Annotated in this window: 26 protein-coding genes; 13 read left to right on the top strand and 13 right to left on the bottom strand. The window is 62.5% G+C overall.

What is annotated here, in order from left to right:
- Nucleotides 1-122: 122 nt before the first annotated feature.
- Nucleotides 123-1,877 carry an SLC13 family permease gene (locus NATTI_RS0118245; RefSeq protein WP_006088430.1) on the bottom strand — a complete coding sequence of 585 codons (1,755 nt, stop codon included), beginning with the start codon at nucleotides 1,875-1,877 and terminating at the stop codon, nucleotides 123-125.
- A 226-nt stretch (nucleotides 1,878-2,103) separates the two neighbouring features.
- Nucleotides 2,104-2,745, bottom strand: a complete 642-nt coding sequence (locus tag NATTI_RS0118240; protein WP_006088431.1) for a dienelactone hydrolase family protein — start codon at nucleotides 2,743-2,745, stop codon at nucleotides 2,104-2,106.
- Nucleotides 2,746-2,842: 97 nt separating this feature from the next.
- Between NATTI_RS0118240 and NATTI_RS0118235 the strand changes: the two genes are divergently transcribed.
- A complete protein-coding gene (locus tag NATTI_RS0118235; protein ID WP_027119210.1) occupies nucleotides 2,843-3,481 on the top strand; it encodes a phosphoribosyltransferase in 639 nt (212 codons plus the stop codon).
- Between the two features lie 120 nt (nucleotides 3,482-3,601).
- Nucleotides 3,602-4,819: a CBS domain-containing protein gene (locus tag NATTI_RS0118230; RefSeq protein WP_006088434.1), complete on the top strand. Its 1,218-nt coding sequence runs from the start codon at nucleotides 3,602-3,604 to the stop codon at nucleotides 4,817-4,819.
- 41 nt (nucleotides 4,820-4,860) lie between these two features.
- Here the strand turns inward: NATTI_RS0118230 and NATTI_RS0118225 are convergent, their stop codons facing one another.
- Nucleotides 4,861-5,310: a universal stress protein gene (locus NATTI_RS0118225; protein ID WP_006088436.1), complete on the bottom strand. Its 450-nt coding sequence runs from the start codon at nucleotides 5,308-5,310 to the stop codon at nucleotides 4,861-4,863.
- Between the two features lie 166 nt (nucleotides 5,311-5,476).
- Here NATTI_RS0118225 and NATTI_RS0118220 point away from each other — a divergent pair, with 166 nt between their 5' ends.
- The 3 genes from NATTI_RS0118220 (at nucleotide 5,477) to NATTI_RS26195 (ending at nucleotide 6,542) form a co-directional block, all read left to right on the top strand.
- Nucleotides 5,477-5,719, top strand: coding sequence for a hypothetical protein (locus NATTI_RS0118220; RefSeq protein ID WP_006088437.1), 243 nt, complete (start codon nucleotides 5,477-5,479; stop codon nucleotides 5,717-5,719).
- A 191-nt stretch (nucleotides 5,720-5,910) separates the two neighbouring features.
- Nucleotides 5,911-6,321 carry a universal stress protein gene (locus NATTI_RS0118215; protein ID WP_006088438.1) on the top strand — a complete coding sequence of 137 codons (411 nt, stop codon included), beginning with the start codon at nucleotides 5,911-5,913 and terminating at the stop codon, nucleotides 6,319-6,321.
- An 8-nt stretch (nucleotides 6,322-6,329) separates the two neighbouring features.
- Nucleotides 6,330-6,542: a hypothetical protein gene (locus NATTI_RS26195; protein WP_152423926.1), complete on the top strand. Its 213-nt coding sequence runs from the start codon at nucleotides 6,330-6,332 to the stop codon at nucleotides 6,540-6,542.
- 379 nt (nucleotides 6,543-6,921) lie between these two features.
- Here the strand turns inward: NATTI_RS26195 and NATTI_RS0118205 are convergent, their stop codons facing one another.
- The gene (locus NATTI_RS0118205; protein WP_006088440.1) at nucleotides 6,922-7,545 is read right to left on the bottom strand and encodes a SagB/ThcOx family dehydrogenase; all 624 of its coding nucleotides are present in this window, start codon (nucleotides 7,543-7,545) and stop codon (nucleotides 6,922-6,924) included.
- Between the two features lie 76 nt (nucleotides 7,546-7,621).
- Between NATTI_RS0118205 and NATTI_RS0118200 the strand changes: the two genes are divergently transcribed.
- Nucleotides 7,622-8,062, top strand: coding sequence for a universal stress protein (locus tag NATTI_RS0118200; protein ID WP_006088442.1), 441 nt, complete (start codon nucleotides 7,622-7,624; stop codon nucleotides 8,060-8,062).
- Between the two features lie 32 nt (nucleotides 8,063-8,094).
- Here the strand turns inward: NATTI_RS0118200 and NATTI_RS0118195 are convergent, their stop codons facing one another.
- Nucleotides 8,095-8,532 (bottom strand): universal stress protein, encoded by a 438-nt coding sequence (locus tag NATTI_RS0118195; RefSeq protein WP_019992020.1) that lies wholly within the window; start codon nucleotides 8,530-8,532, stop codon nucleotides 8,095-8,097.
- Between the two features lie 339 nt (nucleotides 8,533-8,871).
- Here NATTI_RS0118195 and NATTI_RS0118190 point away from each other — a divergent pair, with 339 nt between their 5' ends.
- Both NATTI_RS0118190 and NATTI_RS0118185 read left to right on the top strand, forming a co-directional pair.
- Nucleotides 8,872-9,366: a universal stress protein gene (locus tag NATTI_RS0118190; protein ID WP_006088445.1), complete on the top strand. Its 495-nt coding sequence runs from the start codon at nucleotides 8,872-8,874 to the stop codon at nucleotides 9,364-9,366.
- 81 nt (nucleotides 9,367-9,447) lie between these two features.
- On the top strand, nucleotides 9,448-10,326 hold the full coding sequence (locus NATTI_RS0118185; RefSeq protein ID WP_394296401.1) for a universal stress protein: 879 nt from the start codon (nucleotides 9,448-9,450) through the stop codon (nucleotides 10,324-10,326).
- A 173-nt stretch (nucleotides 10,327-10,499) separates the two neighbouring features.
- Here NATTI_RS0118185 and NATTI_RS0118180 read toward each other — a convergent pair whose 3' ends face one another.
- Both NATTI_RS0118180 and NATTI_RS0118175 read right to left on the bottom strand, forming a co-directional pair.
- Entirely contained in the window at nucleotides 10,500-10,838 is a 339-nt protein-coding gene (locus NATTI_RS0118180; protein WP_006088448.1) for a DUF7344 domain-containing protein, read from the bottom strand.
- 86 nt (nucleotides 10,839-10,924) lie between these two features.
- Nucleotides 10,925-11,107, bottom strand: coding sequence for a hypothetical protein (locus tag NATTI_RS0118175; protein WP_006088450.1), 183 nt, complete (start codon nucleotides 11,105-11,107; stop codon nucleotides 10,925-10,927).
- A gap of 1,025 nt (nucleotides 11,108-12,132) precedes the next feature.
- On the opposite strand from NATTI_RS0118175, the gene NATTI_RS0118170 reads away from it, so the two are divergent.
- Nucleotides 12,133-12,591, top strand: coding sequence for a MaoC family dehydratase (locus tag NATTI_RS0118170; RefSeq protein ID WP_338045748.1), 459 nt, complete (start codon nucleotides 12,133-12,135; stop codon nucleotides 12,589-12,591).
- Nucleotides 12,592-12,606: 15 nt separating this feature from the next.
- Here NATTI_RS0118170 and NATTI_RS0118165 read toward each other — a convergent pair whose 3' ends face one another.
- The 3 genes from NATTI_RS0118165 to NATTI_RS0118150 all read right to left on the bottom strand — a co-directional run bounded on the left by NATTI_RS0118165 (nucleotide 12,607) and on the right by NATTI_RS0118150 (nucleotide 15,607).
- Nucleotides 12,607-13,014: a hypothetical protein gene (locus tag NATTI_RS0118165; protein ID WP_006088454.1), complete on the bottom strand. Its 408-nt coding sequence runs from the start codon at nucleotides 13,012-13,014 to the stop codon at nucleotides 12,607-12,609.
- Nucleotides 13,015-13,063: 49 nt separating this feature from the next.
- Nucleotides 13,064-13,732 (bottom strand): peptide-methionine (S)-S-oxide reductase MsrA, encoded by a 669-nt coding sequence (gene msrA, locus NATTI_RS0118160; protein ID WP_006088455.1) that lies wholly within the window; start codon nucleotides 13,730-13,732, stop codon nucleotides 13,064-13,066.
- A gap of 1,098 nt (nucleotides 13,733-14,830) precedes the next feature.
- Nucleotides 14,831-15,607 carry an IclR family transcriptional regulator gene (locus tag NATTI_RS0118150; protein ID WP_006088458.1) on the bottom strand — a complete coding sequence of 259 codons (777 nt, stop codon included), beginning with the start codon at nucleotides 15,605-15,607 and terminating at the stop codon, nucleotides 14,831-14,833.
- A 148-nt stretch (nucleotides 15,608-15,755) separates the two neighbouring features.
- On the opposite strand from NATTI_RS0118150, the gene NATTI_RS0118145 reads away from it, so the two are divergent.
- Both NATTI_RS0118145 and NATTI_RS0118140 read left to right on the top strand, forming a co-directional pair.
- Entirely contained in the window at nucleotides 15,756-16,952 is a 1,197-nt protein-coding gene (locus tag NATTI_RS0118145; RefSeq protein WP_006088459.1) for an acyl-CoA dehydrogenase family protein, read from the top strand.
- A 9-nt stretch (nucleotides 16,953-16,961) separates the two neighbouring features.
- The gene (locus NATTI_RS0118140) at nucleotides 16,962-17,960 is read left to right on the top strand and encodes an MBL fold metallo-hydrolase (protein WP_006088461.1); all 999 of its coding nucleotides are present in this window, start codon (nucleotides 16,962-16,964) and stop codon (nucleotides 17,958-17,960) included.
- Here NATTI_RS0118140 and NATTI_RS0118135 read toward each other — a convergent pair.
- From NATTI_RS0118135 to NATTI_RS26190, 3 genes are all read right to left on the bottom strand, one after another.
- Entirely contained in the window at nucleotides 17,933-18,922 is a 990-nt protein-coding gene (locus tag NATTI_RS0118135; protein ID WP_006088462.1) for a TIGR03617 family F420-dependent LLM class oxidoreductase, read from the bottom strand. The two genes, NATTI_RS0118140 and NATTI_RS0118135, sit on opposite strands and share 28 nt — an antisense overlap.
- Before the next feature lie 69 nt (nucleotides 18,923-18,991).
- Nucleotides 18,992-19,927: a D-2-hydroxyacid dehydrogenase gene (locus tag NATTI_RS0118130; protein WP_006088463.1), complete on the bottom strand. Its 936-nt coding sequence runs from the start codon at nucleotides 19,925-19,927 to the stop codon at nucleotides 18,992-18,994.
- Entirely contained in the window at nucleotides 19,924-20,085 is a 162-nt protein-coding gene (locus NATTI_RS26190; RefSeq protein WP_154658246.1) for a hypothetical protein, read from the bottom strand. Before NATTI_RS26190 ends, NATTI_RS0118130 begins: the two co-directional genes overlap by 4 nt.
- A gap of 261 nt (nucleotides 20,086-20,346) precedes the next feature.
- Here NATTI_RS26190 and NATTI_RS0118125 point away from each other — a divergent pair, with 261 nt between their 5' ends.
- A complete protein-coding gene (locus NATTI_RS0118125; RefSeq protein ID WP_006088464.1) occupies nucleotides 20,347-21,297 on the top strand; it encodes a carbohydrate ABC transporter permease in 951 nt (316 codons plus the stop codon).
- Nucleotides 21,294-22,181: a carbohydrate ABC transporter permease gene (locus NATTI_RS0118120; protein WP_006088465.1), complete on the top strand. Its 888-nt coding sequence runs from the start codon at nucleotides 21,294-21,296 to the stop codon at nucleotides 22,179-22,181. The genes NATTI_RS0118125 and NATTI_RS0118120 overlap by 4 nt, the downstream gene beginning before the upstream one ends.
- Nucleotides 22,182-22,217 lie beyond the last annotated feature (36 nt).

The raw sequence follows: 22,217 nt of genomic DNA, 5'->3' as shown, positions 1-22,217 counted from the left end.
AGTTCGCCGTCGCTCCGGTGGAACGGGTCCCACGGAGGGTCATACGGTTTACTGTAAGTCATGTTCGGCGCAACCGCGATCCAGTCGGCGGTTGCGCCGGGAAATCGGTACAGTAATCGGTATCAGTCGTACCAGGGAGGGACTGTCGTTACGTCGATCCCCCAACTGAACGGAAGCCATCCGAGCACGAATACCACGACCAGCATGACTCCGACGAGGTTCATGACGAATCCAATCGTCGCCATCTGGGGAATTTTGAGATGACCACCGCCGAACACGATGGCGTTCGGCGGCGTCGCCACGGGTAGCATGAACGCGAACGACGCGACGGTCGTCGCGGTGAGCATCAACACGTACGGATGGACCGAGAGCCCCGCGGCGAGTGCGCCGAGGATGGGAATCAGCATCGCGGTCATCGCCGTGTTAGACGTCACTTCGGTCAGAAAGACGGCCAGAAGTGCAACGGTAGCAACGATCCAGAGCAAATCGATACCCTCCAAAGCCAAGAGTCCGGTTCCGATCCAATCAGCGAGACCGCTTTCGGTGACGCCGGCAGCGAGTGACAACCCGCCACCGAACAGCAAAATCACTCCCCAGGGAACGGTTACGGCCGTCGTCCAGTCGAGCAAGAACGTCCACTCGCCGTCCTCGTCTCGGACGGGGACGACGAACAACGCCACCGCACCGGCGATCGCGATCGCCGCGTCGTCGATTGCCGGAACGATGGGCTCGAGGAGGACGGGACGGGCGAGCCAACCCGATGCAACGATTCCGAACACGACGAGAACGAGTGTTTCCGGTCGACTCATCGATCCAAGTTCCTGTCGACGCTCCTCGATAACATCCGTCTCGCCGGGAAGCGTTTCGAACTGACGGTCGAGGACGATTCGTGTCAGGTAGAACCAACAGATGCCGACGCCGAGTGCGGCAAGCGGGACGCCGTACGCCATCCACTGGGCGAACGAGATATCCTGACCGTAGCTCTCGCTGACGAATCCGGCGAAGATGATATTCGGCGGGGAGCCGATCAGCGTCCCGACGCCGCCGATCGACGCCGAATACGCGATCGAAAGCAACAGCACCGTTCCGAACTGAAACTCGCCGTCCTCGGTTGGGATATCCAGGTCTGACCGCCGGACGAGTTCCGCCACCTGGTCGATAACGGCGAGTCCGATCGGCATCATCAGCATCGCCGTCGCGCTGTTCGAGATCCACATCGACAGGAACGCCGTAATGAGCATGAATCCGAGTATGATCCGTCGCGGTTGCGTACCGACGGTTGCGATCGTCCACAGGGAGAGCCGTCGGTGAAGTTCCCACCGCTCGACCGCGACGGCGATCATGAAGCCGCCGAGAAAGAGAAAGATCAGACGGTTCGCGTACGGCTCCGCGGCCGTATTCTGCTCCGTTGCACCGGTAAGTGGAAACAACACGAGCGGGAGCAGTGCGGTAACCGGGATCGGTACGGCCTCGCTCACCCACCAGATCACCATCCAGGCTGCTGTCGCACCGACTGCCTGACCGGCGGTCGTCAATCCCGCTGGCGTCGGCGCGGCGAGAACGAACACGAACGCCAGTGGGCCGATGACGAGCCCGATCTTGTTCCGAATCGTGTACTCCTCGTCGACGTCGAACGAAGATCGGCTACCGACGCCGGACTGCTCGGCCGTTCCCTCCGCGTCCGTTCTCCGCTCACCACCGTCGGTGACGAGCCCGAGCGACGTGGACGTGCGAGGTGAGCTTTCGACCCCGTCGAGCGACGCCCTGATCGATGGGCCGTTCAGTATCGATTTCGTCCGATGGTGGATCCGCCAGAGCTGTCGGTGACAATCGCGAAGACGAGTACGGACGCCTCGCGACCACGTCTCTCCGTACATAGACTTGGAGTCGCTCACTCAGTACACTCCCGTACGGGATATAACCAACACCGGCCCGATTCGCCACGGGCCTCGTTCGTACTGTCCAAGCGACGATCAGTCACGGCACTCCGGCTGCACCCGCGAACGAGAGTGAAGGCTGATACTGCTGGGCGAAAGTCGGTACCGATTTTCGACCCCCGTTCGGTCGAAAATCTGTGACTGTCCGACAGTACGAGTCGGTTCCCTACGCCAGGCTCTCAGCGAACCAGCCGGCGGCGACATCTGCGACTTCTTCGAGTTCGTCCTCGCGTTCGAAGAGGTGGCCCGCGCCCTCGACGACGTGCAACTCGTTCTCGCAGGTGAGCCGGTCGCGGGCCTCGTGGTTGAGTTCGAGCACCTGCGTGTCGTTCCCGCCGACGATGAACAGGGTCGCCGCCCGGACGTCGTCGAGCAGTTCGGACGCCATGTCGACGCGACCGCCACGCGAGACGACGGCGTCGATGTCGTCCTGCAGGAGTGCCGCCGCCCGGAGTGCGGACGCGGCACCCGTACTCGAGCCGAAGTAACCGACGGTGCATTCTCGCGTTTCGTTGCGATTCCAGAGCCACTCGGTGACCGCGACGAGTCGCTCCGTGAGCAACGGGATGTCGAATCGGTTCTCGCGGTTCCTGTCTTCCGCCTCGGTGAGCAGGTCGAACAGCAGGGTGCCGAGTCCGCGGTCGCGGATGACCTCCGCGACGTAGTTGTTGCGTGGACTCTTTCGACTGGATCCACTTCCGTGAGCGAAGACGACCACTCCCTGTGTGTCCGCCGGAACGTCGAGCATTCCCTCGAGTTCGATGTCGTCGACCGGGATGGAGACGGTGGTGTCCGTTGGCTGTGCCATATCCGTTCCGACGACGGCAGTCCTCTTTATCGATGGGGGTCGCCGCACCCCACCAACACGTTATATGTGCCCACACGTCGTTCACAGCTTCGAAACGATGAACGAGACAGGACGATTCACGGATAGAACCGACGCGGGGGAACGGCTCGGAGCGGAACTCCGCGAGCGAGGGATCGACGCGGATATTGCACTCGCGATCCCGCGGGGCGGACTGCCGCTCGGGCGCGCGGTCGCCGACTCGCTCGACGTACCACTCGATATCGTCGTGGCGAAGAAGATCGGTGCCCCGGGAAACCCCGAGTACGCCGTCGGTGCCGTCGCAAGCGACGGTAGCGTCTGGCGCAACGAACGCGCGATCAGCGGGACGCGGACCGACGAGGAGTATTTCCAGGACCAACGCGAGACGGAAGCGGCGAACGCACGGCAGAAGGCCGACCGATACCGCGGCGGGCGGTCGGAACCCGACCTGACGGACAAGACCGTCGTGGTCGTCGACGACGGCGTGGCGACGGGCTCGACCGCCAGAGCCTGCCTCGAGCGGGTCAAAAACTCCGACGCCGGACGGATCGTCTTGGCGGTGCCGGTCGGTCCGCCCGACACGATCGACGAACTGGAAGAGACGGTCGACGACGTCGTCTGTCTCGAGATACCCGCCGGCTTCAGGGGTGTCGGTCAGTTCTACGAGAACTTCGGACAGGTGTCGGACGAGGAAGCGATGGCGTATCTCGAGACGTGAGCCGAATTCGAACAGGTTGGGAATGACCACCGACTACTTGAGACCGAGCGACGAACGATCCAATAACGGCACTCGCCCGACGCAGCACAGTCCGAACGACCAAACTCGAACACACCAATCATGAACATCGAAGAGATCGTCTCAGAGGAGTACGTCGAATTCACACCGGAAACCACTGTCTCGAAGCTGGTCGGGACGTTCGCTGATTCGGACGTTGAGGGCGTTGTCGTTCACGGCGACGAGTACGAGGGCGTCGTCACCAGGCGACAACTCGCCACGTCCCACCACCAGCCGAACGAAAAGCTCGGGTCGCTGGTCTGGCACGTCCCGCGACTCGCGCCCGATGAGGACATCCGAAAGGTCGCGCAGTTGATGATCGACAGCGACTCGCAACTGCTCCCCGTCTTCGAGAGCCGGGAACTGACCGGGGTCGTCACCGCCGACGCGATTGTCGAGAAAGTGACGCCGTATCTCGACGCGGCGACGGTCGCCGAAGCGTACACCGAGGATCTCGTGTCGCTGGATCCGGAGTCGTCACTCGGCGACGCGCTCAACAGATTCCGAGAACACCGCATCACGCACCTGCCGGTCATCGAGAGCGATACGGCGGTCGGTATCCTCAGCCTCTACGACGTGACCGATCTGACGGTTCGTGCGGAGGTCCAGAGCCAGGGTGGCGACGCGGGCGGGACGGATCCGTTCGGCGGCGAAATCTCCTCCAGTACGGCCCGTGCGCGCCGCGGTGGGTTCGGTGCCAGAGAGGGTGAGTCCGCGCGGATGCTGGATCTTCCGGTTCGCGACGCCATGGCGTCGCCGGTCCGCACCATTCGGCCGTCGGAGACGCTCGAGACGGCCGTCGAAGAGATGTTCGAGGTCGACGGCTCGTCGCTGGTCGTGACTGAAAACGGCTCGCCACACGGTATCGTCACGAAGACGGACGTCCTCGACGCGCTGACGTGGGAAGCCGGCGGGAACCGCGGCGTACAGGTCTACGGCACCAACCTGATCAACGACGTGACCTACGACGAAATCGTCTCGAAAGTCGAGAAGTTCGACGATAGAGACCACGGGATGAACGTGCTGGACGCGAAGATTCACCTCCACGAGCACGACGAGAAGCGACGCGGAACGCCGCTGTTGCTCGCCCGAATCCGGCTGCACACCGACCGTGGGCTGTACATCGCCTCTGGAGAAGGATACGGGGCGAGTCACGCGATCAACGAAGCGAGCGACGTGCTCGAACGGCAGATCCGGGACAAAAAGACAGACGGGCAGAGCAAGAAACCCCCGACCGAGGAGTTCTGGGAGAAACGCTTCGGCTGGCTGCTCGAGGAGTGATCGGCGCTGTCACCTTCTGAGAGGGGCCCAGCAAGGTGAGGTCAGCGCACGACGGTCACCGGAACGGTCGCCCGTTCGACGAGTGATTTTGCGACGCTGCCGAGCATCAGCCCCGCACGCTCCGATCGGCCGCGATGGCCGACGTAGATCGTGTCGAACCCCTCGTCCGCTGCGAAATCGGCGATCTCCACGACCGGGTCGCCATAGAGCAGTTCGATCTCGACATCGCGTCCGAGTTCGTCGGCGAACGCCGAAACGTCCCCGAGCAGGTCCAGCCCTCGCTGTTCGGCGTCTTCGATGCTCTCGAGGACCAGTCGCTGGTCGGCGTCCCACAGCGACACGGTCGGTTCGCTCCCGCCCTCGTCGTGGACGGTTGGATCGACGGCATGGACGACCGTGATCGAGCTGTCCATCGCGTCTGCGATGTCGGCGGCGTAGGCGAGTGCATTCTCTGACTCTTCGGAGCCGTCGACGGCCACAAGGAACCGCATAGGTCTCCGTTCGGCGTCCACGGAGTTAAAGGGCCCACGTCCGGGGCCACCAATATTCCCCTCAGCGATGGAACGGCCCCGATTTACGTGCTGTGACCGATTTTGGCTACAGCGACGGCGTGGCAGAACGGAGGCCACCGCTCGAGACCGTCGGGAGAGGCGAGTGATGGCCCGAGATGTCCCGGTTTCCGATCCGGCGGAACTGTCGAACTGTGGGTTCTCGAGCGAGTTCGAAGCGGGCAGGGAGATCCGCACCCAGGCGGACCTCCGTCGGCGGGAACTCGAGAACCTCGGCCGGACGGTGATCGACCTAATCGCGGACGCGTATCCGGACTGGCGCAATAAGGGGCCGTCGGACCACGTCTGGGACGAGGAAACGTTCGGCGAGAGGATCAATCGTGGCGACTGATACGGTCTGCTGTCAGTCATTCCCGCCGAAACGGCGAAGCGTCGGCGGTTACGCCGGTACATCGGTACAGCCGACCGTATCAGTGAAGCGACCGCAGGACGCCATCTCGTTGCAGCCCGTTCCCGCGAGAACGGCCGCTTCTACCCTCGTGATTTATTATGTGAATCGTGCACAGATCGGATAGAGGAGCCATGATACAGCGCATACTGACCCCGACCGACAACAGCGGTCCGAGCGTCCGCGCGATCGAACAGGCCACAGAAATCGCGAAATCGTCCGACGCAACGATTCACGCGCTGTCGGTAATTCCGGAGATGACCAGGGGATCCAAGGCACAAGAAGAGTGGGACGAGCGCGTGACGGACGCGCTCGCGAAAGCGCGCGAGATCGCCAATCGGGAGGGTCTCGAGTACGAGGAAGCGAGACGGAACGGTCCCGTCGCCCGCGAGATCGTCGATTGCGCAGAGGAACACGACGTCGACCTGATCGTCATGGGAACCCACGGCCGGAGCGGACTCCACAGGTATTTGGTGGGGAGCGTCACCCAGCGCACCATCGAAACGTCGCCGATTCCCGTGGTGACGGTCCCACCTGAGGAGTAACGCCACACATGAACGAGACCAGCACTCGCGATGAGCGTCAGGTACGGGCAGTTATTGGGGTGATCGCCGTCACGATCGGTGCGTTCGTCGGAGCGAGCGTCGTCTCGAACGAAGTAATCCTTCTCGTCGGGGACGACACAGCGCTGCTGCTCGCGTTGATCCCGCTGCTCCTCCTGTTCAACGCCCCCGTCGTGGATTTCGTTTTCCGGAACATCGTGTAAAAACGGACCTACGGAGCGTACGGCCGGAGTAGTGCGATTTTCCTCGCCGGCGCGGCTTTCGCGCTTATCCACGCGCCCGTTTTCGTACACCCGCAGCCGATGGGGACGATCTTCTCACTGGTCGTCATCTTCCTCGGGTCGGCACTGATGGGATGAAAGCTTGCTACGTCCCATCAGTGCCCCTCCATAGATACTCATGACGACCGACAATAATCCGTTCAGGATCCTCGAGCGGCCGTTCGAACGCATGCAGTGCCAGTTCGAGGCGAGTGCCGAGGTAGCCGCCGACTGGTTCGAACGCCACCGTGAGGGACGTGCGTCCAGTAGAGCCGATCCGCCGCTCCCGTCACCGTCCAGCAGGGCCGATCCGCCGCTCCCGTTACTGCTCCGTCGGGCGGTAGCCAAACGGCACCAGGTATAACGGATCGAGGTCATCGGGCAGCGACAGTGTGTCAGCGACCTTCGCGTCGGCGAAGGCCCCGACGGGGCAGCTGTTCAGCTCGCGGGACTCGCAGACGAGGTGGACGTTCTGTGCCGCGTGACCGGCCTCCATGTGGACGTACCGTTCGCCGTGGTCTGGATACTGACTGCAGGTCCGCTCGTAATCGGCCGCCAGGACGATCGTCGCCGGCGCGTCGCCGACAACCGGCTGGTCCAGTGCGGCCGTCGTGAGGTCGTCGTGAATGGCCGTCTCGAGCGTCGGCTCGAGTGCATGGTCGCTCGGCTTGTATCGGTACAGCCCCGGGTCGAGTTGTGTGCTGCCCTCGGATGCGACCTCGAGGAAGGCGACGAGTGGATACGTCGCGCCGGCGCTTGGCGCGGTCCGCATCTCGACGCCGTCTGCGACGTGGGTGACCCCCTGGGCAGCCCATAGGTGCTGGGAAACGTCCGTCAGCGCGACCGGCGTGGTAGCGAACGACCGGCGACTCGCTCGGGTCGCGATCGCTCGCTCGGCGCTCGTCGAGCCGTCAGTCTCGGCTTCAGGGAGTTCGATCCTCGTCATACGGGTCGTTCGACGCGGAGCGGGAAAATACCGGTCCCGAGGGAACACTATGCTACTCCAGTCCGTAGCGGTCCGTATGCCCAGTCGCATTCTCGTTCCCGTCGACGGATCGACGCTGTCGCTGCGTGCACTCCGGCACGCCTTGCGGGAGTTTCCCGATGCCGACGTAACGGCGTACCACGTCGTCGACCTGTTCGATCCCGACCCACCTGGCGCTGGCGAGTCGTCCTATGAACCGATGCTCGGCACCGAAGAGTGGTACCGGTACGTCGGCGAGTTACGCGATCGGATCTTCGACGACGTCGCGGCGGTCGCAGCCGACTACGACCGATCGGTCGAGACGGACTCGGACGTCGGCGATCCGGCCCGACTCGTCCTCGAGTATGCGACCGACGAGCCCGTCGATCACGTCGTCATCGGGGCGCACGGTCGGCCGGAACCGCAGCGACCGATCTACGGGAGCGTCGCCGAGACGGTCACCCGTCGCTCGCCAGTTCGGGTGACGGTCGTCCGGTAAGGGGTCGGCGGGATGTCGCTCGCTTGCGCCGACTACTCGCCCAGTTTCGCGTCCCCGACGACCGTCACCGGGACCGGGACCCGCCGGACGACCGTCTCCGCGACGCTGCCGAGGAGGAGCCGATCGATCCCGTCGCGCCCGCGGCTGCCCATCACGACCTGATCGATGTCATGATCGTTGACGTACCGGACGATCACGTGGCGCGGCCGACCGTATTCCCAGTCCGTCTCGACGGATCGATCGGACGCCTCGGCGACGGTCTCTGCCTCTTCGAAGACCGCTTCCGCGTATCCGCGGGCGCGATCCTGCCACCGGCGGACGTTCTCGACCCCGGCGTCGGTGTGCTCGGCGAACGGTTCGACGACGTGGAAGACCACGATCGTCGCGTCGGGGTACGTCTCGAACGCGAATCGAAGCGCGGCTTCCGCGTGATCGCTTCCGTCGTAGGGGACCATGATGCGTTCACTCATCTGTCCTATGACGAGTGACAGCCAGAGACTATAATTTGTCGGGCTACGGTCCGGAGACGATCCGTAGTAGCGGAAGCGTCGCCGGGACGGTCGTCCGTCGCACACCGGTTCCAGAGACCATCATCAGGAGAGACGGACAGCCGTACCGATGTTCCGCAGCGACCGCCCGACGGGACGCGATCGCTGCGGCACGGACGGACAGCAGTCCGTATGAGGTAGTGACGCCTTCCCGCTCGAGCCCACCGATTGCCCTCGGACCGGGCGGCGGTCGGCACGACCGCCAGCATGTGACTGCGCCCCAAAGGTTGTTGATCCCGTGTGACCAAGGCTCTCGTACCGATGGTATTTCTCGTTCCGTTCGACGGCTCCTACCTCGCCGAGGCAGCGCTGCAGCGGGCCGCCGAGTACGGCGAGGCGCTGGATCAAGACGTGATCGCCCTGTCCGTCGTTCCTGACGACGAAGCGTACGCGATCGACGTCGGGTGGTACGAACGGCGGGAGGAGGACCCGTTCACCGTACAGTACGTCGCCAACAAGCTCCGGGAGGGCGTGGTCGATATCGCTCCTCGGGCCGAATTTCGACACGAGCGAATCGACCACGGAACGCCGGCGGCGATCGCAACCCGGATCAAGGCGGTCGCCGACGATCTCCGGCCGGCGGTCGTATTCCTCGGCACGGACGACATCGGCGAGATTGCTCGGCCAGTGACCAGCGTCGCCGGCGGCGTCGCCGCGGACGCGACCTACGACGTTCACATCGTCCGGTACTACGCCCCGCCATCCATCCCCGATATTCGACTGGGGGAGGGACAGTACACGGAGCAGGAGCAGTGATCTGCCGATCGCATCCGGCGCGGATGAGCGGGCGATGAACGAGGGGTGGTTTTGATGACCGTCCGGATTGAACAGTACGGTATGTTCAGTACAGTCCTCGTTCCGACGGACGACAGTGCCGGAGCAGACGCGACGATCGGCCACGCAATCAAACTGGGGGACACCTACGGCGCGGCCGTGCACGCTCTCTACGTCGTCGACACCGGAAGCGGTCCGATCGACCTCTCCAACGACGAGCGAGCCTCGGTCCGCGAGCGCTCGGAAGGGCACGGACGCGAGGCCACCATCCGCGTCACGGACCGGGCCGAGGAACACGGCATCGACGCCGCGCGCGAGGTACGCGAGGGCGTCCCGTACCGCGAGATCCTCTCGTACGTCGCTGACAACGATGTCGACATCGTCGTGATGGGGACCCATGGCCGGACCGGGGCCGATCGGGTCCGCCTCGGGAGCACCACCGAGCGGGTGATTACGCGGGCCGACGTGCCGGTGCTGTCGGTTCGCCGCCCAGAGGACGGGGAGCCGACTCCCGCAGCAGCCGTCTCGTACGATCGGATCGTCGTCCCGACCGACGGGAGCGATCACGCCGAACGTGCCGCTGAGACCGCCCTCGATCTCGCAGAGAAGTACGACGCCGAGATCTACGCGGTCTACGTCGTCGACCCGACGACGTATGACCTCGAAGATGCGCCCCGGAGCATCATCGGGCTGCTCGAGGAGGGCGGCCGGAACGCGACGGAGGCGATCGCGGAGCTGGCGCGCGATCGCGGCCTCGACGTGCAGACCAACGTGCGGCGCGGACTCCCCGCCGAGGTACTGCTCGGGTACGCCTCGACGGTCGACGCCGACCTCGTCGCCATGGGCACGCGCGGACGAGCGGTCGGCTCCGGCCGCCTGCTAGGGAGCACGACGGCTCGCGTCGTTCGCCGATCGACCGTTCCAGTGCTGACGGTCTCCTGATCGCGCTGGGGGACGGGCGACCGGCGTCGGCTATGCGGCGTCGGGTTGAAGCACGGGCGGGAGTCCCTGGTGTCCGATCCCGGTTCGATCCTCTCGATGCCAGTTCCCACGTTCGGGCAATGCGCTTTCAGGACCTGCCAGTCGCGACGGTATCGCCACGGACCCGGGCGCCCTCACCCGATCGCGTGCCGTTCGACTGCTGTGAGTACGTCCGTGACCAGTTCACAGTCGTAGTACCGGACCGTTCCGTTGCGGTCGTCGTACTCGACGAGCCCTTCGTCGTCCAGCATCGGTAGATGGACGTGATGCAGTTCGATCTTCCACTCCGTCGTTTCGAACGTCGTCGAGAGGCGCTCGACGAGGGTTTCGACGCGCATCCAGTTCTCGTCGTGCCGATCGAGCGCGGCGACGACCGCTCGGCGCCGATCGTTCGCGAGGAGTTCGAGGACGGTGTCCGCGGAGGGCGTGGCGCGGACGATTCCGTTCTCGTCGACGATCGGAAACTCAGTCATAGCCATGCTAGGTGGAGCATCGTTGTTCCCACTCAAGTACTCGTTCGGTGTTCCCAGTCCGTGAAACCACCGCGAACGGACAACTATCAGTCATTTTGATCCGTTGGCGGTCGTCTGCTACGTCCCATCGCGTCGAGAAGCGTCGACGGGCGGTCGGACGACCCGGATGGAACCGATTCGATCGACCGGAGGATTCCGCCGACGATCACCCCGGTGGGGCCTTCGGTGGTGACGACCTCTTCGGTGATTCCGTACTCGTCGATGATCACGCCGAAGTGAACCCGGGCTTGCTACAATTCCGCGAGCACGTCTCGGCGTGGTTCAAGTCTGTCCCAACCGACCCGATCTCAGTCGCGAGACACGCTGTCGTGGTGTCGGTTACCCTTACGACAGTCGGACGGAGCGTCAGTTTTCCAAAACTTACTGAATGCTCACACGACCACTGGGTGAGGAACTCGTTTAGCTGATCAGTTACGGGAGGTGAGAAATCTGAGGTAATATCGAATTTCTAGTATCTCTAAAAATACCAAACTTACTAGGAAGTGAAGCGGGCGGAATGGGTCTGCAAACCTACTTCTCGGCGGGTACATGCGAAAGCAGGAGATTCGGATGAAATGATGGGGGAGCGATCCTCGATTCTCCGGGTGATTTATACGAACTCGGTGATGTTCTGGCAATCGATACAACCGGCGTGGATCGCATCCGAGCCAGCCAGCACTACGTCAGACGCACCGATTGCTCGTTCGAGGCGGTGAAGACAACGTTGCTCGTCGTTTGTGAGACAGATTTAATCCTAGATATACACTGCTCGATGAAATGATCGCACGATACACAGATCGGCTGGCAGGTGCTAGTGCGGAAGTTCGACATGTCGACCGCCGTTACTGCCGATAAGGGCTACGACTGGGTGGGGTTTTGCACGAAACGGCGACCGCAAGGTGTCACACCACGTATCCCGACGAGAGTGATGGATTTGCGTGGCCACGTGAGAAATCTCTTGATCGATGGTCGGACGTGTTACTAACGTTCGAACGCCGAGTCGGTGTTTTTCGGATCGCGCCGTCGGTACGGTGAGACGCTGTGGTCGAGAACCTGGGACGGTCAGCTCCGCGAATGTGTCACGAGATACGCGGTGTGGAACATCGAACGCGCTATCGAGGGCTCTAACTGATAAACATCGGCGGTTAAATAGGGCCCCGGGTAAGCATCGACGATCTGTAAGAGCTGTAGCGAGACAGTCGATCGGTCTCGTTTCGTTCTCCTTTCCATACACTCTTGGTCACGTGCGCCTCAGTTGGAGGAAATGCAGTACTACGAGGACATCGAGATCGGAGACGTCCGAGAGTTCGGTGAGTACAACGTCACGGCCGAAGAGATCGTCGAGTTTGCCGAACAGTACGACCCGCAGCCGTTCCACACCGACGCGGACGCAGCCGAGGACTCCGCGTTCGGCGAACTGGTCGCCTCCGGCTGGCACACCGCCTCGATGTGCATGCGAATGCTCGTCGACGGCCCGATCGACGAGCGAGCGAGTATGGGTGCACGCGGCGTCGACGAACTGCGCTGGAAACGACCCGTCAAACCCGGCGACACGCTCTCCGTCCGAACGGAGATCGTGGACAAACGCATTTCGGAGAGCGATCCCCGGCGAGGGTACGTCGACAGCCGCGTCGAAGGATACAATCAAGACGGTGACATCGTCGTCTCCTTCGTTGCGTTGGCGATGATCGAGCGACGCGACCCCGATCAGTAGACCGTCGGCCCCCGGCTACGCTGTCAGTTCAGTCTCGAGGTGAGCCGCGAGTATCGCCGTCTGTACCGTCCGTAGGTCGGTTTCCTGAATCGTCGCTGCGGCCTGAAAGCGTTCGCGAAGCTCTGTGACGTGTCGCGGCCTGGCCGCGAGGTGGACGAGCGTGAACGAGTCGGGATCGACGGCTTCCGCCGTTTCGAACGCAGCGTGGTCGTACAGGGTAGCGAACGATTCGAGGACATCCGCAAGGAGCGCGTCGGTCGTGTCGGCACCCGGATCGCCGGCGGGGACGAAATCCGCCGTCTCGTCGAAGTACGTCTCGAGGTCGACGACGCCTGCCTCCTCGTACAGTGATTCTGCGAGCGCGTCGACGGTTGGCTCCGACAGGTAGACGCCGAACAGTTTGTACCGATCGTCGTCAGTCATACCCCCTCCTTCGTGGTCGACGTACAAGTAGGGTCACGAAACGTCCCGATCAGAAGCGCCGCTGCAGTTCCGAGCGCTGTGTCGGTGTGAGGTCAACGCCTTCCATCAGCGCCTCACGCCGTGAGGGGTCGCCGTGGCCGGCGACGAAACCGTTGAGCCGTGCGACGACCGTCGAGTCGACGAACGCGTCGCCGTAGCGGGCTGCGAGTTCGTCGCCGACGACCGGCGTCGATCGGAGTTCGTACTTTTGATGGTAGTCCTCGGCTCGGGTGAACGTCTCGAGTCGTTCGAGATTCGTCGTAACCGACCGGCCGGCCCGCTCCTCGAGCCCGTCTCGGAACCGCTCGGCGGCTGCCAGCTGGTCATCGTCCGCCGCGAGGACGACGCTCCGATACTGGCGTTTGGGCGCTGTCGAGGCCCAGTCGTGGTTCGTCCAGAACACCTCGAGCAGGTCCTCGTAGCCCAGTTTGTCAGGATCGTACTCGACCTGCACGACTTCGGTGTGGTCCCCGAGCGAGTGGTAGCTGGGGTTCGGTGTCGTCCCACCGGCGTACCCGACACGCGTTCGAACGATGCCCTCTATCGCGCCGAAGCGGGCGTCGGGACCCCAGAAACAGCCCATCCCGAACGTCGCCGTTCTGGTCTCGTCCGCCGGCAACGTCCTCGTGTCCTGCTCGCGTGTCGGCGCAGTTGTCGAATCCGGACTCGAGCGATTCATACCTATTTTTCGCCGTCCAGACAGATGGCTTCGTCGCCGTGGGAGGTTGGCACTGCGACGCGCAACTGACCGGAGTAGTCGGCTCCAGACAGTGGTCTGTGCGGACGGATCCCAAAGGCCAGATGATTGGCAACTGGCAATTCGCTCAAAACTCGTAGTGAGCAATTTCGCCCGATCCACAGGTCGGACACGTGTCGGGTTCGTGGTCAAACTTCGAACCACAGTTGCGACACTCGTACAGCTCTCCGTCGTCGTCGATGATCAGTCGAAGTCTTGTAACCACTCCCATCCCATCGATCCGTTTGGCACAGACGCGCATTAATCGAACTGCAAGCATTGTGCGGAAAATAACAGAACCGATGACTCTCTCGGCCACGGATGTACCTTCGGCCCGATTGTAATACTACAAACATGTACTTGAACATGTTTGAGTATCTTTTCGATACAATGTCGAATACCGTGAGTGTAAACACGGCTCGAGCGATTCCGTAACAGTACACGAACCGTACGAATCGAAATACGAAAAACTCCTACTAATCGATACCGAAACGGTAGTATACAGACAGTGTAGGAGCTATTCTCCTCCGATCGGTCGGGTGCCGAGTCCGGAACAGACCGGCAATCCTCTCCGGACAAGAGAGGTGGTACTGATATTTCGTATATTGTATATCATTGCATAACTTTCTACCATCTATCAGCTATTGTAGTTACTTTTTACTCACCTACTCTTGGTCGTTGTCGTCGACAACGAATTCCCGAGACCTGCGTATCCGAGTCGATGGAAATCACTTGTAGGGACGCTATCTTCGTTACTCCGCGGAGGACTTCAGCAACGCCTGGGCATCCTCGCGAAACGCCCCGACGCCGTCTCCACTACAGTCGGGAGACGGTACCGGTTCCACGAGGGAGAACGACCGTCGCACAGACAATTACATACATACGACTGTAAATAATCCTGCGTTCAGTCGGCAGGAACGTAAGAAATCGAGCATACTCTCCGTTGACGAGTCGAGACACGAATCTAGCGTTCGATCTCATCACAGAGCATCGTTCAGCCAGGCCGAACGCAGGGAATCGAACCGGACGCGGCGCGGAGACTCACTCCGTGAACAGGAGATTCACTTCGATCGTGTTCGCGGCCGAGAGCAGTTGGTTGTGCAGTTCCTCGTGTTCCCACTCGTTTTCGAGTCGGTGCTGGGGACCGGCAACGGTAACCGCGCCGTGGACGCTCCCGTCGCTGTCGAGCACCGGAGCACCGACCGCACTGATACCGGGCAGGTACTCGCCTTGATTGTACGCGACACCCTCCTCGCGGATCGTCTCGAGTTCCGTTTCCAGCGTCTCCCAGTCCGTGATCGTCTCGTCGGTAAAGGCCGGAAGCCCCCAGTTATCGACGATTCGATCGATCTTTGCCCGATCGAAGTGTGCGAGCATCGCCTTGCCGCCGGCCGAACAATGGAGGTACGTCGGCGTTCCAACGTCGATAGTCGAAGAGATCGACCGTTCGCCGTCGCAGGCCCGGATGACGGTTCCCAGTCCGTTCTGCTCCGTCGAACAGAGGACTCGCTCACCGGTCCAGTCCGCTAGGTCCTCGATCGGCGTCTCGGACGCGCCGTACAGCGGTTCGGCGTGTTTGACGTGTTCGCCAAAGGAGAGGAACCGAATGCCCAGTCGGTACTCATCGCCGTCCTGGACGACGTACCCTTTCGAGCGAAGCGTCGTCAGGTGGGCGTGGACCGTACTCTTCGGAAGTCCCGTGCGCTCGGTCAACTGGGTGACGCCGGCGCCCTCGGACTGCCAGAGGGCCTCGAGGATATCCAGCGTCTTGACGACCGATTGCACCCTGTCGCCCTCGTCTGTGCCCTGAATTGTCATACCAATACGTTGCCGGTAGGGTGACATAATTGTTCTGTTCTGTCGAACAGCGGCGTCCGTCCGCCGACCGACACTTCCCGATTCGCGGTCTCCCGTCAGACGTATGGGCCACGATAACACTTATGTACCATGTTCTGTCATATAGGCTATGGACTTTAGCGAACCGTCCGAAGCGGTGCAGATCAAGCAGGCGCTCGACGACTTCGTCGATCAGGAAGTCAAACCGCTCGAGAACGAGTATAACCAATTCCTCGACGAGGACTACCAGAAACACATTGTCGACGAGAACCACCGGCAGGTTCCAGAGTACCGCGACATCGTCGAACAGATCCGCAAGAAGTCCGTCGAGGCGGGCTTTTACGGCATGACGATGCCCGAAGAGGTCGGCGGCGGTGATGTCGACATTCTCACTCGCGCTATCGTCGGCGAACACATGTCCAACCGGCCACCGGGTTTTCACAGCGCCATCTTCGGCGGCGCGGGTGGGCCGACGCCAATCCTGCTGAACTGTGACGAACGTCAGCGCGAGGAGTATCTCGACCCGTTGATGGACGGCGAGATCACGACCTGTTTCGCACTGACCGAACCGAGCCACGGCAGCGACGCCCACCACATGGACACCCGAGCCGAGAAAGACGGGGACGAGTGGGTAATCAACGGCGAGAAGGTCTGGATTACGAACGCCCCCTACGCGGATTTCGCGATGGTCTTTGCCCGAACCAGCGGCGAGGACGGTGACCTCAATGGAATCACGTGCTTCCTCGTCGACAAGGGGACTCCCGGCTTTGAGGTGGGGAAGATCCACCGTACGATGGGTATCACCCCCGGAACCCACGGCCCCCTCCGCTTCGACGACTGTCGCGTCGGGGAAGAGCAGGTGCTCGGCGAGGTCGACAAAGGGTTCCAGTCGGCGATGGACTGGATCGGTGGCGGTCGAATCAATATCGCCGCCGGCGCAGTCGGCACAGCCGAGTTCCTGCTAGACATGTCCGTGGAGTACGCTCGCGAGCGGGAAACCTTCGGGAAACCCATCGGTCACCGACAGGGAATCTCCTTCCAACTCGCCGAACTCGCGACCGACATCGAACAGGTTCGTCAGCTCTACCGCTATGCAGCCTGGAAGATGGACAACGGCGAGCGCGCTCGCAAGGAGGAGTCGATGGCGAAACTTCGCGGCGCGCAACTGGCCAATGACGCGGCCGACATCGCGATGCAGGTCCACGGCGGTGCCGGCTTCATGAAGGACCTGCCAATCGAACGGAACTACCGTTCGGCCCGCGTCTTCCGCATCTTCGAGGGCACCGACGAGATCCAGAAACGAACGATCGCCCGCGAGTTAATCTGAGGCGAGTCGATGAGCAAACCGACGGAGGGGACGGTGGACTCCGCACAAACGGAGATCACGCGACTCGAGTTCGACATCGAGTGGCCGCCGAAGCACGCCGCGGCCTACCTGCTCGAGACGCCGGCACCGATCCTCGTCGATGCCGGTGACCCCAGCGATCGAGCCGAAGAAACGATCCGCGAGGGGCTGGCCGAACGCGGCTACGAGCCGGGAGACGTCGAGGCCGTCGTCGTCACCCACCCCCACAGCGACCACATCGGGCAGGTGCCGTTACTTCGCGAGGCGGGTGCGACCGTCTATGCGCCCGCGCCGGTGCTCGAGCGACTCGAGCGCGACCCGGCCGACCTGGCCGACGGCGTTCGCGAAATCGGCCGCTCCGCGGGCTACCGGGGCGAGGCGATCGAACGGGAGGTCGAACGCGCCCGGGACTCGTTGCAACGCAACCGGCGACTGCTCGCCCCGGACGAGGCCGTCGGCTTCGCGTTCGGCGACTTGTTCTCGGTCGCGGGTCTCGAGTTCGACCCTATCCACACGCCCGGTCATCAGATCGATCACGCGAGCCTCGCAACGACGGTCGGCGACCAGCAGGTGCTGTTCAGCGGTGACGCGCTCGTCGAACCGTTCCGGCCCGGGGCGATCCACGTCGGGATCGATCACGGTGCCTACGAGGCCGTCGACGCGTTTCACGACGCGATGGATCGTCTCGAGGAACGCTCGTTCGATCGGATCTTCCCGGGTCACGGACCGGTCTTCACGACGCACCGACAGACCGTCGAGTTCACCCGAAACGAACTCGAGTCGCTCACCGCCGATACCCTCGAGGCCGTCGTGACCGTCGGACCGGCGACGCCGATGGAGATCACCCGAAATCGCGCCGGCGAAGTTCGGTATCCGGCACAATTGCTCGACACGCTGGGCGCGCTCGGAACGCTGGAGCGACGAGGGCGCGTCTCGTTCGACAGTTTCGACGGCGTTCGTCGTTACTCGTTCATGAAGGCCTCGCCCTGATCGAGGGGGAGGACGAGTCGGTCGGCGATCCCGCCGTAGGCGTCTCGAGCGCGGTCGAGGAGTTCTTCGGGCGGCGCTTCGATCGCGAACGTCGCGACCATCTCGTCCGTGACGCGGTCGGCCATCTCGTCCCATCGCTGATCTCGGGAGAGTTCGTGGAGTTCCTCGCCGATCGAGCCCCAGCCGTGGTGCTCGAGGACGTCGTGGTAGGTTCGGGTACTGCCATAGAAGGCGATTCGGCGGCGGACCTCCTCGCGGGAGCGATCCATCTCGTCTTCCGTCTCGCCCGTCACGACGAACGGACTCGCCGAGAGGGCGACGTCCTCGAGGGATCTGTCGGTGCGGTCCGCCCCCTCCGCGACCGTCGGAGCGATAACGTCGCTCGCGTACGCAGGTGTGTTGAACGGGTGCATCGCCAGTCCGTCGCAGCGTTCGCCCGCCAGCCGGATGTTGTACTCGTTGACGCCGGCGATGTAAATCGGCACGTCGGGGTGGTCGATCGGCCCGGGATCGAACGTCTCGGTCATCAGCGAAAAGGAGTAGTGGTCGCCCTCGTAGTCGAGTTCGGTCTCACCCCGAAAGACGTCGAAGATGTGGCGCACCGATTCGACGACCTCGCGCAGTCGCGGGCCGGGTGATTCCCAGTCCACGCTGAACCGTCGCTCGTTGTGCCCCTTGACTTGCGTGCCGAGACCGAGCACGAACCGCCCGTTCGAGTATTGCGCGAGATCCCAGGCCGTGTAGGCGAGGGCCATCGGACTTCGAGTAAACGCGAGCGCGATGCGCGTTCCCTGCTGGATCCGCTCGGTCCGATCCGCGATGACCGGATGCGGCAAAAAGGCGTCGTGGTCCGTTTCGGCCGTCCAGACGCCGTCGAAGCCGAGTTCCTCGGCACGTTCGGCGGCGTCACCCGTCTCGGGGGACAGACTCGGTACGTTCGCATCAATGCGAAGCGTTGACATACAGTATTGTCGACGGATCGGTTCTTGAATCTATCGACGAACCGAACGTCGGCGAATCGGTACGCTGACTCAGACGACCCGGTTCTCGAGGGCCTCCCCGTCCCGGAACCGATCGTAGTTCCGAACGAATACGTCGGCACAGCGCTCCCAGTAGTGGGGGGTCGACCCCGCCATGTGCGGCGTCACGAGCACGTCGTCGCGGTCCCACAGCGGCGACGTCTCGGGCAACGGTTCCTCGTCGAAGACGTCCAGCGCCGCGCCGCCGAGTTCGTCGGACTCGAGGGCGTCCACGAGCGCCGCCTGATCGACGACCTCACCGCGGGCGATGTTGACGAGGACGGCGTCGTCGGACAGCGTCGCCACCGCCTCGGCGTCGATCAGCCCGCGCGTCTCCTCGGTGAGCGGACAGGCGAGGACGAGGTAGTCGCTCTCAGCGAGGACGGTCTCGAGGTCGTCCGGACCGTAGACGGCGTCCACGGCCGCGGGCGCGTCGCTCGGATCGCGTTTCGTCCCGATGACGCGCGCGTCGAACGTGGTACAGTAGTCGGCGATCTGCGATCCGATCGCACCGACGCCGACGATACCGATCGTGCGGTCGCCCAGCTCGCCACCAGTGTATCGCTTCCAGGTACGGCTCCGCTGTTGGGCGATCGCGCGATCGAACCGCCGCTCGAAGTAAAGCAGATATCCCAGCACCTGCTGGGCGATCGGTTTCGCGTGGATTCCCGAGACGGTCGTCAATGCGATGTCTCGAGCGTCGAGCGCGTCGTGATCGTAGGCGTCCGTTCCCGCACTGAGCGCCTGTACCCAACGCAGGTCGTCCGCTGCGGTCAGCACCTCCTCCGGGAGTCGACCGGTCACGACGATCTCGGCGTCGACGACCGCATCGAGCAGGTCGTCCTCGTCGGGATGCCCCAGATCGATATCGGGCCGACGGTCGCGAATCGCGTCGACGAGCCGTTCGCCGCCGGCGCCGAAGACGTACGGCGTGAGGACGACGCTCATCGGTCGCTCGCCTCCGGCCGTCGTCGCTTCGGATGGAGGCGTCGCGTCGAGTTGATATCAATACTGGACTGGCGACGCTCCCGTCGGGCCCCAGCCGACGGCGAGCCGTCTCGAGACCGATCGGCCGCCATCGCGTGACTCTCTCGTGGTACACTCATGGGTAGACAACGCGTTGACAGGGGTAAAAATACTCTCCTCCGTTCCGTGCGCGCCGGGCTCGAGGGGTCACCCCGTCACGCGGAGAGGTATTCTACACGAACAGTAACTTTCGGGTGCGGAAACTGGACAGTTCAGGAACTCCAGAAGACAATAAGTGCACTACTTCGCCCCGGAAGCAGTTCGTCCGGGCGAACCTGATTGGCCGGAAGCTACCAGCCGTGAGGGAAAATGTTAACAATTATCGTGTGTATTGTGACTCCATGGCAACCGACATTGAGCCAGTAGACAGATCCCGTCGGTTCTACGACGACGGAATCTCGATCGGTGGGTTCGAGATTTCCTCGGAGGACTTCTGGGGCTGGCTTACGATCCTGCCGGTGTTGTTGCTGTACACACTGGTCGCGCTGATACCGATCGGATTCGCGATCGCCGCATCGTTTCACAACATCCCATTGTTGAACCCGCAGTGGGAGTTCGTCGGGTTCAGCAACTACGTCGAGGTCTTCCAGATCGATCGCTTCTGGGGGTCGATGTGGCGCGGGTTCGTATTCATGATCGGCTCCACGGTCATCCAACTGATCGTCGGCGTCTGGATGGCGCTCGTGTTGAACAAGATCTCCCGCGGGAGCCGGATTCTGAGTACGCTCGTGTTCACGTCGTACCTCATCCCGACGATCATCGTTACGATGATGTTCCTGTTCATGCTCGATCCGTACGACGGAGTGCTCCACTGGATCGGTGCCGAACAGCTCGGTCTCTGGAGCGATTACCTGCTCGGAAACACGAGCCTCTCGATGACCGCCGTCGTTCTCATCAGTAGCTGGAAGTTCTCGGCGTTCGTGACGCTGTTCACGCTCGCTCAGCTTCAGTCGATCCCCGATCGGTTCTACGAAGCCGCGAAGGTTTGTGGGGCGACGACCTGGGAGATGTTCCGCGACATTACGCTGCCGCGGCTCTACGGCGCGATTCTCGTCGTGATCTTCCTCCGCGCGGTGTTCATGTTCAACAAGTACGATATCATCTACCAGCTGACCCAGGGCGGTCCGGGTAGCGCGACGACGACCATGCCGATCCTCGCCTACCGAGAGACGTTCGAACTCGGCGCCTACGGGATGGGCAACGCCGTCGCGATCGTGATGTTCGTCTTCCTGCTCGCGAGCGGACTGATCTACCTGAAACACCTCAACCCGAGTCAGGAGGTGGAAACATGAGCACGCAGAACGAACCCGACGAACCGGAGTTCGGTCGCAGCTTCCGGATTCCACACACCTATCGGAGCCTCATCTACCGGGCCGGGCTGTACGGAAGCATGGCAACACTGCTGGTCGTTCTCGGGTTCCCGATCTACTGGATGGCCCGAAGCTCGTTCATGACCCGTCTGGGCGTCCAGGACGGGTTCTTCCCGATACCGACAGCAGAGACGTTCACCGTCCAGCAGTTCGACGTGATCTTCAATCCGACCGTCGGTCGATACCTGCTGAACAGCATCATCGTCACGGTTGGCGTCGTCGTGACCGTCATCGTCGTCTCGCTAATCGCTGGCTACGGGCTGGCGCGGTTCGACTACAAACACAAGGTCAAGACCGCCCGATTTCTGCTGGTCGGCTACATGTTCAGTCCGATCGTCCTCGCGATTCCGCTGTACCTCATCTGGGACGCGCTGGGACTGCTCAACAGGTACGTCGGGCTGATTCTGGCGCTGAGCGCGCTATCGATGCCGTTTGCCGTCTGGCTAATGTGGAAGTACATCCAGACCATCCCGGCGTCGATGGAGGAGTCCGCCTGGGTCGCGGGCGCGTCGAGGTGGCGCGGGTTCCTCGATGTCGTCGTCCCACAGACCAAGCCGGCGATGATCGCCAACGCCGTGTTCGCGTTCGCGATCGCGTGGGGCGACTTCACGTTCGCGTACATCCTCATGCCGTCGGACTCGGCGACTACGTTCCCGCCGGGAATCTTCCGGCTGTTTCACTCCTCGTGGGAGACCGGCTGGCCCGAGTTCATGGCTGTGAGTCTGCTGGTTTCGCTACCGGCACTTCTGTTCGCGTTCTTCCTGCAGTCGTACCTGCTGAAGGGATTCAAGATTCGAGCGCTCTGAAATAGTATCGAGAAGACCAATTAAACACGATTCAAC

The organism is Natronorubrum tibetense GA33 (genome assembly GCF_000383975.1).
In the GTDB taxonomy this organism is placed as follows: Archaea; Halobacteriota; Halobacteria; order Halobacteriales; family Natrialbaceae; genus Natronorubrum; species Natronorubrum tibetense.
The sequence above is the reverse complement of the archived record's forward strand: the minus strand, read 5'-3'. Positions and strand labels throughout refer to the sequence as shown.

Bases quoted from the DNA above. Each gene is read 5' to 3' on its own strand.
- NATTI_RS0118245 (WP_006088430.1), bottom strand. From the start codon at position 1,877: ATGTACGGAGAGACGTGGTCGCGAGGCGTCCGTACTCGTCTTCGCGAT.
- NATTI_RS0118240 (WP_006088431.1), bottom strand. From the start codon at position 2,745: ATGGCACAGCCAACGGACACCACCGTCTCCATCCCGGTCGACGACATC.
- NATTI_RS0118235 (WP_027119210.1), top strand. From the start codon at position 2,843: ATGAACGAGACAGGACGATTCACGGATAGAACCGACGCGGGGGAACGG.
- NATTI_RS0118230 (WP_006088434.1), top strand. From the start codon at position 3,602: ATGAACATCGAAGAGATCGTCTCAGAGGAGTACGTCGAATTCACACCG.
- NATTI_RS0118225 (WP_006088436.1), bottom strand. From the start codon at position 5,310: ATGCGGTTCCTTGTGGCCGTCGACGGCTCCGAAGAGTCAGAGAATGCA.
- NATTI_RS0118220 (WP_006088437.1), top strand. From the start codon at position 5,477: ATGGCCCGAGATGTCCCGGTTTCCGATCCGGCGGAACTGTCGAACTGT.
- NATTI_RS0118215 (WP_006088438.1), top strand. From the start codon at position 5,911: ATGATACAGCGCATACTGACCCCGACCGACAACAGCGGTCCGAGCGTC.
- NATTI_RS26195 (WP_152423926.1), top strand. From the start codon at position 6,330: ATGAACGAGACCAGCACTCGCGATGAGCGTCAGGTACGGGCAGTTATT.
- NATTI_RS0118205 (WP_006088440.1), bottom strand. From the start codon at position 7,545: ATGACGAGGATCGAACTCCCTGAAGCCGAGACTGACGGCTCGACGAGC.
- NATTI_RS0118200 (WP_006088442.1), top strand. From the start codon at position 7,622: ATGCCCAGTCGCATTCTCGTTCCCGTCGACGGATCGACGCTGTCGCTG.
- NATTI_RS0118195 (WP_019992020.1), bottom strand. From the start codon at position 8,532: ATGAGTGAACGCATCATGGTCCCCTACGACGGAAGCGATCACGCGGAA.
- NATTI_RS0118190 (WP_006088445.1), top strand. From the start codon at position 8,872: ATGGTATTTCTCGTTCCGTTCGACGGCTCCTACCTCGCCGAGGCAGCG.
- NATTI_RS0118185 (WP_394296401.1), top strand. From the start codon at position 9,448: ATGTTCAGTACAGTCCTCGTTCCGACGGACGACAGTGCCGGAGCAGAC.
- NATTI_RS0118180 (WP_006088448.1), bottom strand. From the start codon at position 10,838: ATGACTGAGTTTCCGATCGTCGACGAGAACGGAATCGTCCGCGCCACG.
- NATTI_RS0118165 (WP_006088454.1), bottom strand. From the start codon at position 13,014: ATGACTGACGACGATCGGTACAAACTGTTCGGCGTCTACCTGTCGGAG.
- msrA (WP_006088455.1), bottom strand. From the start codon at position 13,732: ATGAATCGCTCGAGTCCGGATTCGACAACTGCGCCGACACGCGAGCAG.
- NATTI_RS0118150 (WP_006088458.1), bottom strand. From the start codon at position 15,607: ATGACAATTCAGGGCACAGACGAGGGCGACAGGGTGCAATCGGTCGTC.
- NATTI_RS0118145 (WP_006088459.1), top strand. From the start codon at position 15,756: ATGGACTTTAGCGAACCGTCCGAAGCGGTGCAGATCAAGCAGGCGCTC.
- NATTI_RS0118140 (WP_006088461.1), top strand. From the start codon at position 16,962: ATGAGCAAACCGACGGAGGGGACGGTGGACTCCGCACAAACGGAGATC.
- NATTI_RS0118135 (WP_006088462.1), bottom strand. From the start codon at position 18,922: ATGTCAACGCTTCGCATTGATGCGAACGTACCGAGTCTGTCCCCCGAG.
- NATTI_RS0118130 (WP_006088463.1), bottom strand. From the start codon at position 19,927: ATGAGCGTCGTCCTCACGCCGTACGTCTTCGGCGCCGGCGGCGAACGG.
- NATTI_RS26190 (WP_154658246.1), bottom strand. From the start codon at position 20,085: ATGAGTGTACCACGAGAGAGTCACGCGATGGCGGCCGATCGGTCTCGA.
- NATTI_RS0118125 (WP_006088464.1), top strand. From the start codon at position 20,347: ATGGCAACCGACATTGAGCCAGTAGACAGATCCCGTCGGTTCTACGAC.
- NATTI_RS0118120 (WP_006088465.1), top strand. From the start codon at position 21,294: ATGAGCACGCAGAACGAACCCGACGAACCGGAGTTCGGTCGCAGCTTC.